Below are 13,223 nucleotides of genomic sequence, written 5' to 3' on the forward strand. Positions count from 1 at the left end.
TGTGCAGGGCATTTTGTCAGCAGCTGTGTATGCCGGCTCGTATCGAAGCGATCAGGTGTCGAGCTCGCGAGCGACGGCCCGGACGACCTCGGAGATCCGCTGAGCGGTCTTGCGGTCCGGGTACTTGCCGTTGCGCAGATCCGGCTGGACCTTCGCCTCGAGCAACGTGATCATGTCCTCGACCATGCCGTGCAACTGGTCAGGGGTGTGCTTACGCTCGACGGGCTCACGACGCGTCGCCGTAGCGCCGCGCAACGACGGCGCCGGCTCGAGCACCTTCAGGCTCAGCGCCTGAGGACCGCGGCGACCTGCAGCCATGCCGAACTCGACGCGCTGGCCGGCCTTCAAGCCCTCGACGCCCTCGGGGAGAGCGGAAGCGCGGACGTAGACGTCCTCGCCCTCTTCCTGCGACAAAAAGCCGAAACCCTTTTCGACGTCGTACCACTTCACCTTGCCGGTCGGCACCGCGTTCACCTGCTCATCACTCGACTGGGGCATCTGCCCCAATGTGCTCGGGAGGCTCTCGGAAGAGCCTCATGGCCTTGCTCGCATCGCTTCCGGTGGAAGAATGCAAAAGAACGCGCCCCACACTTGCTTCAGCGGGGCGCGCAGTCTGTTAACAGTCTACCTGTGACGAACCCGGGTCGGCACCCAGGTTTACAGGCACTATCCTCGTAGGTGTGGACCCTCAACCGAACCCGCGCACTTCCGGCACCGGAAACGGTCTGTTCCGTACGGCGATGGCACTGTTCATCGTCGGATTCCTCGCGATCGTGGCCATCTTCGCGGTCCACATCTTCAGTGACACTCCGCCCGGCCTGGCCTTGTATCTCGTTGCACTCGCGTGCCCGATCGGCTTCCTTCTCGCGATCGTCTACACGCTGAGATCCGGTCGACGCGTGCGCTGATCTCTCCCGCCTCCAACCGAAAGGTCACCGACCATGAGAATCCTCCTGAACGTGATCTGGCTGGTGTTCGGCGGCTTCTGGCTGGCATTGGGTTACTTCGCCGCAGGCATCATCTGCTGCATCCTCATCATCACGATTCCCTTCGGAATCGCAGCGTTCCGCATCGGCATCTACGCGCTGTGGCCGTTCGGTAAGACCGTCGTCGACAAGCCGACCGCCGGTGTCGGTTCGATGATCGGCAACGTCATCTGGGTGATCATCGCCGGCATCTGGTTGGCGATCGGACACATCGTCACCGCCGTCGCGATGGCAATCACGATCATCGGAATTCCACTCGCCGTCGCGAACTTGAAGATGATTCCGATCTCGCTGATGCCACTCGGCAAGGAGATCGTCGACGTGGACCGCGTCAACTACGCATAGCCGTCGAGCGCCTCAATACGCGTAGCCGTTGGATCCATCCCGATAACGCTGTGACCTTGATCACATTACGGATGGATAACGGAACGGACACAACCGGACATTCACTGAGGCACCCCCACCTACCTGGGAAGAGTCTCCTGCGCTTTGTGTGACGCGTTGTACGTCTTTCGCCACGCCGCGTTATCAAATGGTGACACGAGAGACTCGAGCCGTTACCGTCGTTTTCGGCCGGGAAACTCGGCCACCTCCGGCCCGCCGCGCCAAGCCTTGTCCCGCGGGTACCGGACTTCCGACAGAGCATTCCAGGGACGAGGACGGGGGACCCAAAGTCCTCTGTGAGAACAGAAAAGTTCTCCAGTGGACACCGGTTCGGTCGCAAGACCGGATCTTGGGGTGAAGCCAGACCCTTTCCAGCCAGGAAAGGCGAGGCCGGGCGACCTCTCAGCCCGAACCCGACAGCTGACCTCGCAGGCGCGTGTGGAGAGGATTTCGACCATCATGAGCGGACGCCATCGCAAGCCCACCACCACCGGCCGCACTGTCGCCAAGGTCGCCGTCACCGGCGCCATCATGGGCGTAGCAGGAATTGCAGCCACCGGAACCGCAAACGCTGCCCCCGACTCCGACTGGGATCGTCTCGCCCAGTGTGAGGCCGGCGGAAACTGGGCCATCAACACCGGCAACGGTTACCAGGGCGGATTGCAGTTCTCCCCCAGCACGTGGAACGCACACGGCGGCGGACAGTATGCAGCCACCGCAAACCAGGCCTCTCGCGAGCAGCAGATCGCTGTCGCCGAGCGTGTTCTCGCAAACCAGGGTTGGGGCGCATGGCCGTCCTGCTCCTCCAGCCTCGGACTGAGCAGCGGCGCCACCGAGCGTTCCGCTCCGGCCACCACGGCCCCTCAGGCAGCGCCGGCTCCGGCACAGCAGGTCGCTCAGACCGTTGCACACCCGGTTGCCGACGCCATCGATCAGGCAATCGCGTTCGCCAAGGCCAACGGCATCCCGGTCGACCCGCAGATCTTCGCAGTCGCCGACACCGCGAAGACGTTCCTCAAGTAACACCGGCAAGACTGTCCGCTCGGACGCTCGAACTCGAGAAGGCCCGCACCGATTCGGTGCGGGCCTTCTTCGTGTCGAGTTGTTATCGGTTGATGACGGTATGCGGGTGTACGTAAGGGAGTGACTCCACCGGAACCGGAAAGGTGGTGTCCTCGCCGAAGGGTGAAAGTCCACCTGCACGGGTCGATGACAATTCGGTCACTGCGTGATCTCCGTCTGCAGTTTCCGGCCATCCTGGATCTACATAGTGTTGCTTCGAATTGTTGGCCACGAAGTCATTTTGACAGGACGCCGTTACGCCGTACAGACCAGGTCTCTAATCTGATACCTGATGACCGAAACACGTGGCACCCCGGCGGGCAGTTCCGCAGCCGAAAGTCTGACCGATTGGCTCTCGGCGCGCAGTGACGCCGAATTGACGGAGCTGCTGCGTCTGCGCCCCGATCTGGCCGTACCGCCGCCGAGCACGATGGTTGTTCTCAGCGGACGCGCGCAGCAACGCGCGTCGGTCAGCCGAGCGGCCGACGAACTCGACACCCTCGATTTCGGTCTTCTCGAATTGTTGACACTGAGCGGCGCCGAGGAAACCCCGATGACGCGGGCGGAGCTCAACAGTGCGATCGCCGAACGCGCACTGACCGGCAAGGGCAAGGTCACCAAGAAGGCCGTCGACAAGTCACTGGCGAAGATGCGCGAGTCCGCCCTCATCTGGGGTGTAGATCCCATCAGTGTCGTCCCGGCAGTCATCGGGATGATTCCCTGGCGTGTGGGGCGTGCCCTCGAACCTGCCGAGGCGATGACCGAGACCGAAATCTCGGCAGCCCTCGACGCTCTGGACACCCGCGAACGGGATCTCCTCGAGACTCTCGCCAACTCCAGCCCGATCGGCCGCACCCGCGACGCTGCCCCTGGAACGCCGCCCGATCGCCCGGTTCAGCGACTGCTGGCAGCCGGCCTGCTGCGGTGGCTCGACGAGCAGACTGTCGAGCTTCCGGCGACGGTTCGTCAGGTCATCCGCGGCGAGCCGGTTTTCGATCCGACGACTCTCACTGCGCCGGTCATCGGGGGCGACAAACTCAAACCGGCGGACGTGAACGCCGCAGCAGCCGGCGAAGCGCTCGAGTTGGTACGCCAATGCGAGAACGTGATCGTAGTTCTGGGAGCAGCACCGGCCCCCGCGCTGCGAGCCGGCGGACTCGGTGTTCGAGAACTAAGACGCGTAGCCAAGACGGCCGATCTCGACGAAGCGCGAGTGAGCCTGCTTGTCGAATTGCTCTCGGCAGCCGGACTCATTGCGAGCGGAACGCCGGACCCAGCGCCGATCTCGGACAACGGGGACGAATACTGGACGCCCACACTCGCCGTCGACGGCTGGCTGAACGCGTCCACAGCGCGACGGTGGGAGGTCCTGGCATCCGCCTGGGTCGACGTACCGCGAGTTCCGTGGATGATCGGGCTGCGGGATTCCACCGACAAGCCGATCGCGGCGCTGTCAGAGGAGGGCCGGGCTCCGGCGGCTCCGCGAGATCGCCAGGCAATTCTGGGGTTGCTCTCCGAACTCGACAGTGGTCAGACTGCGTCGGCCGTCGAGGTCAGTCGGCTACTGGCGTGGCGACGTCCGCGGTGGAGCGGGCGCCTACGGACCTTCGCGATCGAGCGGACTCTGGACGAGGCCGCCGCGCTCGGACTGGTAGCCCGCGGCGCTTTGTCGTCACCGGGACGAGCATTGCTGCACGGCGGGGACGCCGAAGCCGAAATGCAGTCCGCGCTACCCGAGCCCATCGACTACATCCTGGTCCAGGCAGATCTGACTTTGGTTGCGCCCGGCCCACTCGTACCGGACCTGCTCGAGCAGGTGAGCCTGGTCGCGGACATCGAGTCGGCAGGATCGGCGTCCATGTACCGCATCAGCGAGGACAGCGTGCGTCGTGCTCTCGACGCCGGTCTGACGGCCACCGAACTGCATGCCATGTTCGCCTCGAAATCGAAGACACCTGTCCCCCAATCACTTTCGTATCTCATTGACGACGTTGCCCGTCGGCACGGACGACTGCGTGCCGGGGTTGCAGCGTCGTTCATCCGATGCGAGGACGCGTCACTGTTGGCGGAGGTCCTCGTATCGGCGGTGGCCGAGCCCCTGGCTTTGCGCGCATTGGCTCCCACGGTCGCAATCTCCCAGGCCCCCCTACGTGAGGTCCTCGCCGAACTGCGCGCAGCGGGATTTGCGCCGGCCGGCGAAGACTCCTCGGGAACGCTGGTCGATCTTCGCCCACGTGGGGCGCGCGTACCGAACCGTCGCAGCCGACCGGCGTCAAGAATGCCCGCGAGCCCGTCGGCGGATCAGCTGGCGTCGTTGGTACGCACGATGCGGGCGGGCGACCGCGCTTCCGCCCCCGGCCGTGGCGGCGTTCGAACGGACGGTTCGAGGGAGAACAACGCTGCCACCGTCGCCTTGCTGGCCACGGCGGCCCGAGACAATTCCAGCGTCAACATCGGTTACGTCGACGCTCAGGGGGTGGCGACCCATCGCATCGTCGATCCCGTCAGTGTGGGCGGCGGACAGTTGGACGCCTTCGACCCGGCAAGTGGTGCGGTACGCCGTTTCACGTTGCACCGCATTACTTCCGTCAGCCCCGTCGACTCCGGAAAAAAGTAGTAGAAAAGATGTAACTGGCTTTTTTCTGTAAATGAAGTATGGTCGAGGTCAGTTTGTGATTGCCACTTCGAAAAATGAGGAGCGACAATGGCTGACAAGGCGCCGGGTAAAAACATGAAGAAACCCGCCCAGTCGATCAAGGAACGCCGTGCGGAAAAGCGGGCGAAAACTGCGGAGTCTTCCGAGTTCATTCGTAAGAGAAAGCGGAGCTGACATCACAGTTCAGAGGAAGACGAGCTGACTGCGAAGCTGACCAATGCCGGCCCCCACCGACACCCTCGTGCACCTGCACGAAACATTCAACCTGTTCAAGTCACGTAGTCGAGGAACTGACGCGCGCTCGCGCGGCTACGCAGCGGGCATGACCCTCGCTTCACTCTGCGTCCTCGACGAACACGCTCGGCAGTCCGGAATACTACTTTCGGATTCTCCGCAGAAAGAGAATTAACCATCGTGAAAAGAACAATCCACACCCTGGACCGTATTCAAACGAGACTCGAATCGGAGCTTGATTCCACTCCGGGCGATTCCGAAAAGAATATCGGTTATCGATCCGGAATTTCCGAGGCTATTACTCATGTAATGGAAATGCGAAAGTCTGTCGTCGCGCAAAAATAAGGGGTTCATCCCAATAAATGCCGCACGCCACCGATCAGAAAGACGACCTGGTCCTCGTAGAAGTCGGCAAGCCGCTCCGGCGCGAGCAGCTTGCTGCTTCCGCTCCAATCGTCCGCCCGGCTCAATGCTTGGAGGAAGCCCATCAAGGCGATCGCCCAGCGAGTCTCGAGCCTTTCGGGATCGGCAGCGGGAAAGGTACGACGGACCTGGTCGAGAAGATGATCGCGGAGGTGCAGCTCGGTTGCCTCGAGGGCGGGATGTCCTGGTCGTGACATCTGCGGCTGCGAGATCTGCGTGACGATCCTGATCCATCGCATTCCCCGCGTGCGGTGGCGAAGGAGCAACGCCTTGTAGGGCGCCGTGACCGCCCGTACCAGTTCCTCGACCGTCGGCGGCGTCTGTTCGGCGGCGAGGGCGTCCACGTTCGCGCTGATCTGATCTCGCACCGACGTTCCCAAGTCCAGCAGCACCGCGGCGACCAGGTCGTCCTTGGTGCCGAAATGGTAGTGGACAGACGACGGACCGAGACCGGCCGCGGCGTTGACCGAGCGCAACGAGACTGCATCCAATCCCTCTGTCGCGAAAAGCCGCTCGGCAGTTTTGAGCAAGCGCATTCGCGTTGCGTCGCCTTGTCGGTTCTGCCTGGAGTCGGTCATACGAACGAGCTTCGCACGGGCTCGCCAAACGTCTCCGAAGTGGCGGACGCGGAGTCAGAGTGATTCACGGTGTGCCCGCACTCCGTTGTCGTGGTCAACCCAGCCGTGGGCGCGTGCGTAATCCACCATCGCGGAGAACTTCTGCCTCCACTGCGCGTTTCCGACCTGGGCCGCGACGGCTTGCTCCAGCTGAGCGATGTCGAGCCAGACGTGATCCCCCTCGATTTCCCCCCACGGTTCCAATACCCGACTCAGAGTCTCGGGTTGATCGACGCCGCCTACGACGACCGACAGACTGGCGAAGTCGTCGACGCCGTTCAGTTCGACGGTCGAGGAGGTGGGGGTGATTGTGACGTCTAGTTGCATGCCCTCTTCAACGCTCCTTCTGAGAATGCCTGGTTCAGTTGATCGACTTAGAAGAACCTTAGACGACGTAAATGCTCTATATATTGTTGAACTACAAGTGATTACAAACCTCCCACTCTGCGGGAGATTCAACTTATTGGATCAGTTGATCCATGTTAGACATCTCTATCAGAGCGAGTGAGCCAAATCACTTCCCTGTCGACAGGAGATGTCATCATGTGGTCCGCATCGTCCATCCGCTTCGGAGCCTTCCTTGCCCCGTACCATCCGCTCGACGCCGATCCCGCCTTGCAGCTCAGACGCGATATCGATCTCATGGCACACCTGGATCACCTCGGCTTCGAGGAAGCCTGGATGGGTGAGCATCATTCGACCGGCGCCGAAATCGTGCCCGCGCCGGACATGTTCATCGCCGCCGCCGCAGAGCGGACCGAGCGCATCCAGTTCGGTACAGGCGTGACGTCGCTGCCTTATCACCACCCTCTGATCACGGCCGACCGCATCACTCAACTCGATCTGCAGACCCGCGGACGACTCATCTTCGGCACCGGTCCGGGCAAGATCCCCCTCGACGCACACATGATGGGTATCAACCCGTCGGACCAGCGTCGCCGCCAGGGCGAAGCGCTCGAGGCCATTCTCGCGTTGCTCCGCGGCGAGGTCGTGAATATGGAAACCGACTGGTTCACGTTGCGTGATGCTCGTGCACAGCTGCCCACCTACCGCGCGGATGGCATCGAGACCGTGACAGCGTCGACGATTTCGCCCAACGGTTCGGTACTCGCAGGCAAGAACGGCCTCTCCTTGCTCTCATTGGCGGCGAGTTCACCCAGCGGATTCGACGCATTGGATCGCAACTGGGATGTGTACGAGAAGGTCTCGGCCGAGCACGGCCACCACGCTGACCGAGCGACGTGGCGTGTCGTCACTCCGATGTTCATCGCAGAGACCCGAGCCGAGGCCGAGCGCGCCGTGAGCCGACGGATCGGATCGATGGCCTCCTACGTGAATCGGCAGACCGGCCAGAACCCGGCCTGGGCAGATACGCCGGCCGGGATCATCGACCAGTGGCGTAACGACACTCTCGGCGAGTTCGGTCAGGCGATCATCGGTACCCCCGAGGATGCGATCGCACAGATCGAGCGTCTGATCGAGAAGACGGGAGGGTTCGGCACGTTCCTGATCCTTCATGTCGACATGGCGAGCTGGGAGGACACCAAACGCAGCTACGAATTGTTCGCGTCGGAGGTGGTCCCGCACTTCCGGAAGCGGAACGTCGGGCGTCAGGCAAGCATGCAATTCGCCGTGGACAACCGCGAATACCTGATCGGCGGGCTGGTCGGAGCGCTCACCAAAGCCCATACCGACTACTACGGCCAGCCGGCCGAGACGGGAGCCGTACGCGCATGAGGGCCGTCCGATTCCAGAACGGTGAATTCGCAGTAGCGGTGGTAGCCGACGCACCTCCGCCGGCACCACATCAGATCCGCATCGACGTCGTCGCCTGCGGGATCTGTGGCAGTGATCTGAGTATGTCGAAAGACCCGTGCCGGTTCGTCGAGGTCGCAGACAGCGGGGGTTACCCGCTCGCCACCTTCGACCCTGACCGCCCCGTAGTCCTGGGGCACGAGTATGCGGGCATCGTCTCCGAAACCGGTTCTGCAGTGGAAGATTTCACGATCGGAGACAGGGTGGCGGGCATCGGCCTGGCCACCGACACTGCTACCGGGATCCCGACGATCATCGGCTACTCGAACGAATACCACGGCGCGTTCGGCGATCACATCGTCGTCGACGCGTTCTGGGTCCGCAAGGTTCCCGACCACCTGTCACTCGAGCACGCCACACTTGCCGAACCTCTCCACGTCGGCGAGATGCACCTTCAACAGTCCGGCCTCACCTCGGCCGATTCGGCGCTCGTCATCGGTTGCGGGACGATCGGGCTTGGTGCCATCGTCGCGGCGAAGGCGAGAGGAGCACAGATCGTCATCGCGTCCGAGCCCTCCCCCAAGCGACGCGAGCTCGCCAAGAAGATGGGCGCGGACGTCGTCGTCGATCCGGAAGAGCAGGATCCGATCGCACTGTGGAATCAGATGGTCGCCGAGGGCAACCCGCTCGTCGGTCAGGCCGCAAACGGCATTCTGATCGCCTACGAATGCAGCGGCCGGGCGGGGGTTATCGGGGAGCTGATGCGCACCTTGCCGTTCAACTCGCGGATACAGGTGCTGGCTGCGCCGTTCGGCGACGAGACGATCATTCCCGTCGTCGGGCAGTTCCGGAGGATCTCGATCAACTTCGGTCACGGCCCCTACGAGAATGCCTACGACATCACCCTGCAGAGACTCGCCGATGGAGAGATCGACGCGGAAGAGATCATCACCGGCCGGGTCGGTCTGGAAGGTGTCTCGGACGCTTTCGCAGCTCTGCGCACACCCGACGAACACGTGAAGATCCTCGTACTGCCCGGCGCCGCCCTCCCGGAATAGCGGTCGGTCCTGCCCTGTTGACGTAGGGGTGCCCGCACTCGGGCACCCCCGCTTCGGGCTGTGCGAGCGCCGCCTGTTGGCGTATGTGCTCCGTTACCAGGACAATGGCAGGGTTGGCGTCAGCCGACAACGCGGCGCAACGCTCTGTGGCTGCCTCGTTTGCTTCACTAGGAGGATTCCGTGACCGACGGACCGTTGATCGTCCAATCCGACAAGACGCTGCTGTTGGAGGTCGACCACGAGCGTGCCGGCGATGCCAGGCAGGCAATCGCCCCCTTCGCGGAACTCGAACGGGCCCCGGAACACGTCCACACGTATCGCATCACTCCCCTGGCATTGTGGAATGCCCGCGCCGCCGGGCACGACGCCGAGCAGGTTGTCGACGCACTGGTCTCGTTCTCACGATTCGCCGTGCCGCAACCCCTCCTGGTCGACATCGTCGACACGATGGCCCGGTACGGACGTTTGCAGCTGGTCAAGAGCCCGGTGCACGGCCTCATCCTGGTCAGCCTCGACCGCGCAGTGCTCACCGAGGTGATGCGACACAAGAAGATCTCGCCGATGCTCGGTGAAAAGGTCGACGACGACACCGTGATCGTGCACCCGAGTGAGCGCGGCCGCCTCAAGCAGATGCTGCTCAAGGTGGGCTGGCCGGCCGAGGACCTCGCCGGTTACGTGGACGGCGAAGCGCATCCCATCGATCTCGCCTTCGAAGAAGGCCACTGGGAACTGCGCGACTATCAGCAGATGGCAGCGGATTCGTTCTGGGCGGGCGGCTCGGGCGTCGTCGTGCTGCCGTGTGGCGCAGGTAAGACGATGGTAGGCGCAGCTGCCATGGCAAAGGCCAAGGCCACCACACTCATTCTGGTGACCAACACCGTTGCCGGTCGGCAGTGGAAGCGTGAACTCATCGCGCGCACGTCGTTGACCGAGGAAGAAATCGGCGAATACTCCGGTGAACGCAAGGAAATTCGACCGGTCACGATCGCCACGTACCAGGTGATCACGCGTCGCACGAAGGGCGAGTACAAGCACCTCGAACTTTTCGATTCCCGAGACTGGGGACTGGTGATCTACGACGAGGTACACCTGCTCCCCGCGCCGGTCTTCCGGATGACGGCAGACCTGCAGTCACGCCGCCGTCTCGGCCTGACCGCGACGCTGGTTCGTGAGGACGGCCGCGAAGGCGACGTCTTCTCGCTCATCGGCCCCAAGCGCTACGACGCTCCGTGGAAGGACATCGAAGCACAGGGTTGGATCGCACCGGCCGACTGCGTCGAGGTGCGAGTGACGATGACGGACGCCGAACGCATGTCCTATGCCGTCGCCGAACCGGAGGAGCGCTACAAACTGTGCTCGACGGCGCACACCAAAATTGCTGTCGTGAAGTCGATTCTGGCCAAGCACCCGGATTCCCCGACGTTGGTGATCGGTGCGTATCTCGACCAGCTCGACGAACTCGGCGAAGCCCTGAACGCCCCGGTGATCAAGGGATCCACCAAGAACAAGGAACGCGAGATCCTGTTCGATCAGTTCCGAAACGGCGAGATCCAGACGCTGGTGGTGAGCAAGGTCGCGAACTTCTCGATCGACCTTCCGGAGGCGTCTGTCGCCGTGCAGGTTTCGGGAACCTTCGGATCGAGGCAGGAAGAAGCTCAGCGACTCGGGCGCCTCCTGCGGCCCAAGCACGACGGCGGTCAGGCGCACTTCTATTCGGTGGTCTCCCGCGACACTCTCGATGCGGAGTATGCGGCACATCGTCAGCGATTCCTCGCCGAACAGGGCTACGCCTACCGGATCACCGACGCCGACGACCTGCTCGGACCTGCAATCGGCTGAGCACTTCTGCAACACGTTCCATAAACAAATGGACATACGTCCAGTTATCTGTAGAGTGTTCCCTCACAGTCGTGTCCATCGGCCGGGGGTCGCCAGCACCATGCGCTCAGTTCCACGTCTACGGGGTCGGCTCGCCGGAACCATCTCGCTGCTGACTGCCGCCGTCGTCGTTGCCACGACCGGCGTCAGTGCGGCGGCACCGAGTCCAGCTCCTACCACGCAGAACTCGGTGTACGCACTTGCGAACGGCTGCTATGCGCTTCGCACGGAGTCCGGCGACTTCGTCCGTCGTGGCGGACCGGCGTACCTCACCGACGCCACGAAAGTCGCCGACGCCGAACCTTTCCGCCTACATGCGGCTCAGCTGGGTCGTTTCATGCTGTACGGCCCCGACGGGTCGATGCTCTCGCACGACGGCGCAGACTCCGTACTCGCCACCTCCGAAGCAACTCCGTCCACCGACTGGACCGTGATGTCCACCGGCGAGTCCTTCGTTCTGACCGCCACCTCCAACGGCCGTCAACTGATCTCGCGAGATTTGATGCTCACGATGTCCGATCCCGGTGACGTTCCCGAATCTGCGTTCACTCTCGTCCCCCGCGATGGCTGCGCCGATTTCCCCGAAGCCGAAGTGGGTACAAACGGTATTCCCGGAGAAATCGGGCCGAACGGTGAAGTCACCGGATTCATCGACACACACGTGCACATGAATGCTTCCGAGTTCATGGGCGGAAACCTGCACTGCGGCAGACCTTTCGACCCCCAAGGTGTCACGGCTGCCCTCGTCGACTGCCCGGACCATCAACCCGACGGCATACCGGCACTCCTCGAAAACGTTCTGTCGTACGGAAATCCCTTCGAAACTCACGACACCACCGGCTGGCCGAGCTTCGCCGACTGGCCGGCTCACGATTCGCTGACGCACGAGCAGACGTACTACAAGTGGGTCGAGCGGGCCTGGCGCGGCGGGCTGCGAATCTTCACCAATCTCTTTGTCGCCAACCGCGTCCTGTGCGAGCTGTATCCGAACAAGCGAAACCCCTGCGACGAGATGGAGACCGTCCGAATCCAGGCGCAGCAGACACGCGCACTCCAGGACTACATCGACGCCCAGTACGGCGGTCCCGGCCGGGGTTGGTTCCGCATCGTGAGCTCCCCGGAACAGGTCCGGCAGGTGGCCGCCGACGGAAAGCTGGCCGTCACCCTCGGGGTGGAAGTATCCGAACCCTTCGGTTGCTCTGTGCGTAACGGGATTCCGCAGTGCACCGAGGACGACATCGACCGCGGCCTGGACGAGTTGTACGGCCTGGGTGTCCGGCAGATGATCGTCACGCACAAGTTCGACAACGCTCTGGGCGGTGCCCGTTTCGACGGCGGGATCACGGGCGTGGCCGTCAATATCGGCAACTACCTGGGCACTGGGGAGTTCTGGCAGTCGGAACCATGCACCGGAGTTGCCGAGGACAACGTGCTGCCCACCAAGGTCGACGGCGCACAGAATCTTCTCGCTGTACTCCCGCCCGGAGTAACCCTTCCGGTGTACCCCGCTGGTCCGCAATGCAATTCACACGGTCTGACGGACCTGGGTGCTTACACGATCAGAGGTTTGATGGACCGAGGAATGATCGTCGACATCGACCATATGAGCGTCAAGACCGCCGAAGCAGCACTCGACATTCTCGAAGCTGCGAACTACTCCGGCGTCGTCTCGAGTCACAGCTGGAGCGACCCGAGCCTGTACAAGCGGATCTACGCACTCGGTGGATTCGTCGCCCTGTACGCCGGGCAACTGGACGCATCGGACGAAAAGCCCGAAGAGCGCGGATTCATCGACCAGTGGCGCGACGCGCGGGCAATGCGAAGCGAGAACTACTACTTCGGTTTCGGCTACGGCGCCGACACCAACGGCTTCGGTCCCCAAGCCGCACCGCGCGGTGACGCCGCCGAAAATCCGCTGCAGTATCCGTACACCGCCTTCGACGGCACGGTCATGGACCAGCAGCGCGCCGGCACCCGGGTATTCGACGTGAACACCGACGGCGTGGCGCAGTACGGGATGATTCCCGACTGGATCGCGGACATGCGCATCGCTGCGGGAGCCGACGGCGACACCATCATCGAAGACATGAGCCGCGGCGCCGAAGCTTACCTGCAGATGTGGGAGCGCGCGCGAAACTAGCTACGCTGGTGGACGGTCCCCGGGCGATCG

13 protein-coding genes and 1 riboswitch are annotated in these 13,223 nt (G+C 62.9%); of the genes, 9 read left to right on the plus strand and 4 right to left on the minus strand.

Features of this window, described 5'->3' with window-relative positions:
- Positions 1 to 51: 51 nt before the first annotated feature.
- Complete coding sequence (locus QM716_RS03340) at positions 52 to 465, minus strand: cold-shock protein (protein WP_007733502.1); 414 nt, start codon at positions 463 to 465, stop codon at positions 52 to 54.
- A gap of 215 nt (positions 466 to 680) precedes the next feature.
- Here QM716_RS03340 and QM716_RS03345 point away from each other — a divergent pair, with 215 nt between their 5' ends.
- The 3 genes from QM716_RS03345 to QM716_RS03355 all read left to right on the plus strand — a co-directional run bounded on the left by QM716_RS03345 (position 681) and on the right by QM716_RS03355 (position 2,393).
- Complete coding sequence (locus QM716_RS03345; protein ID WP_003940194.1) at positions 681 to 908, plus strand: hypothetical protein; 228 nt, start codon at positions 681 to 683, stop codon at positions 906 to 908.
- A gap of 33 nt (positions 909 to 941) precedes the next feature.
- Positions 942 to 1,331: a YccF domain-containing protein gene (locus QM716_RS03350; RefSeq protein WP_003939919.1), complete on the plus strand. Its 390-nt coding sequence runs from the start codon at positions 942 to 944 to the stop codon at positions 1,329 to 1,331.
- 280 nt (positions 1,332 to 1,611) lie between these two features.
- Positions 1,612 to 1,821, plus strand: a riboswitch (cyclic di-AMP (ydaO/yuaA leader).
- Between the two features lie 8 nt (positions 1,822 to 1,829).
- On the plus strand, positions 1,830 to 2,393 hold the full coding sequence (locus tag QM716_RS03355; RefSeq protein WP_283302351.1) for a transglycosylase family protein: 564 nt from the start codon (positions 1,830 to 1,832) through the stop codon (positions 2,391 to 2,393).
- Positions 2,394 to 2,475: 82 nt separating this feature from the next.
- On the opposite strand, the gene QM716_RS03360 is transcribed toward QM716_RS03355, so the two are convergent.
- Complete coding sequence (locus tag QM716_RS03360) at positions 2,476 to 2,664, minus strand: hypothetical protein (protein ID WP_019744939.1); 189 nt, start codon at positions 2,662 to 2,664, stop codon at positions 2,476 to 2,478.
- Between the two features lie 60 nt (positions 2,665 to 2,724).
- On the opposite strand from QM716_RS03360, the gene QM716_RS03365 reads away from it, so the two are divergent.
- Both QM716_RS03365 and QM716_RS03370 read left to right on the plus strand, forming a co-directional pair.
- Entirely contained in the window at positions 2,725 to 5,049 is a 2,325-nt protein-coding gene (locus QM716_RS03365) for a helicase-associated domain-containing protein (RefSeq protein ID WP_283302353.1), read from the plus strand.
- An 87-nt stretch (positions 5,050 to 5,136) separates the two neighbouring features.
- A complete protein-coding gene (locus QM716_RS03370; RefSeq protein WP_007733507.1) occupies positions 5,137 to 5,262 on the plus strand; it encodes a hypothetical protein in 126 nt (41 codons plus the stop codon).
- A 410-nt stretch (positions 5,263 to 5,672) separates the two neighbouring features.
- On the opposite strand, the gene QM716_RS03375 is transcribed toward QM716_RS03370, so the two are convergent.
- Positions 5,673 to 6,323 (minus strand): TetR/AcrR family transcriptional regulator, encoded by a 651-nt coding sequence (locus tag QM716_RS03375; protein WP_283302354.1) that lies wholly within the window; start codon positions 6,321 to 6,323, stop codon positions 5,673 to 5,675.
- Positions 6,324 to 6,377: 54 nt separating this feature from the next.
- Positions 6,378 to 6,689 carry a hypothetical protein gene (locus QM716_RS03380; protein ID WP_283302355.1) on the minus strand — a complete coding sequence of 104 codons (312 nt, stop codon included), beginning with the start codon at positions 6,687 to 6,689 and terminating at the stop codon, positions 6,378 to 6,380.
- A gap of 216 nt (positions 6,690 to 6,905) precedes the next feature.
- Between QM716_RS03380 and QM716_RS03385 the strand changes: the two genes are divergently transcribed.
- The 4 genes from QM716_RS03385 to QM716_RS03400 all read left to right on the plus strand — a co-directional run bounded on the left by QM716_RS03385 (position 6,906) and on the right by QM716_RS03400 (position 13,193).
- Positions 6,906 to 8,099 (plus strand): LLM class flavin-dependent oxidoreductase, encoded by a 1,194-nt coding sequence (locus QM716_RS03385; RefSeq protein ID WP_283302356.1) that lies wholly within the window; start codon positions 6,906 to 6,908, stop codon positions 8,097 to 8,099.
- The gene (locus QM716_RS03390) at positions 8,096 to 9,175 is read left to right on the plus strand and encodes an alcohol dehydrogenase catalytic domain-containing protein (RefSeq protein WP_283302357.1); all 1,080 of its coding nucleotides are present in this window, start codon (positions 8,096 to 8,098) and stop codon (positions 9,173 to 9,175) included. Before QM716_RS03385 ends, QM716_RS03390 begins: the two co-directional genes overlap by 4 nt.
- Positions 9,176 to 9,355: 180 nt before the next feature.
- Positions 9,356 to 11,014, plus strand: a complete 1,659-nt coding sequence (locus QM716_RS03395; RefSeq protein WP_019744947.1) for a DNA repair helicase XPB — start codon at positions 9,356 to 9,358, stop codon at positions 11,012 to 11,014.
- A 100-nt stretch (positions 11,015 to 11,114) separates the two neighbouring features.
- A complete protein-coding gene (locus tag QM716_RS03400) occupies positions 11,115 to 13,193 on the plus strand; it encodes an amidohydrolase family protein (protein ID WP_283302358.1) in 2,079 nt (692 codons plus the stop codon).
- Positions 13,194 to 13,223: the final 30 nt, after the last annotated feature.

It is taken from the genome of Rhodococcus sp. IEGM 1409 (assembly GCF_030056735.1).
Taxonomy (GTDB): Bacteria; Actinomycetota; Actinomycetes; order Mycobacteriales; family Mycobacteriaceae; genus Rhodococcus_F.

Coding starts and splice junctions, on each gene's coding strand:
- QM716_RS03350 (WP_003939919.1), top strand. CDS start 942: ATGAGAATCCTCCTGAACGTGATCTGGCTGGTGTTCGGCGGCTTCTGG.
- QM716_RS03355 (WP_283302351.1), top strand. CDS start 1,830: ATGAGCGGACGCCATCGCAAGCCCACCACCACCGGCCGCACTGTCGCC.
- QM716_RS03365 (WP_283302353.1), top strand. CDS start 2,725: ATGACCGAAACACGTGGCACCCCGGCGGGCAGTTCCGCAGCCGAAAGT.
- QM716_RS03370 (WP_007733507.1), top strand. CDS start 5,137: ATGGCTGACAAGGCGCCGGGTAAAAACATGAAGAAACCCGCCCAGTCG.
- QM716_RS03375 (WP_283302354.1), bottom strand. CDS start 6,323: ATGACCGACTCCAGGCAGAACCGACAAGGCGACGCAACGCGAATGCGC.
- QM716_RS03380 (WP_283302355.1), bottom strand. CDS start 6,689: ATGCAACTAGACGTCACAATCACCCCCACCTCCTCGACCGTCGAACTG.
- QM716_RS03385 (WP_283302356.1), top strand. CDS start 6,906: ATGTGGTCCGCATCGTCCATCCGCTTCGGAGCCTTCCTTGCCCCGTAC.
- QM716_RS03390 (WP_283302357.1), top strand. CDS start 8,096: ATGAGGGCCGTCCGATTCCAGAACGGTGAATTCGCAGTAGCGGTGGTA.
- QM716_RS03400 (WP_283302358.1), top strand. CDS start 11,115: ATGCGCTCAGTTCCACGTCTACGGGGTCGGCTCGCCGGAACCATCTCG.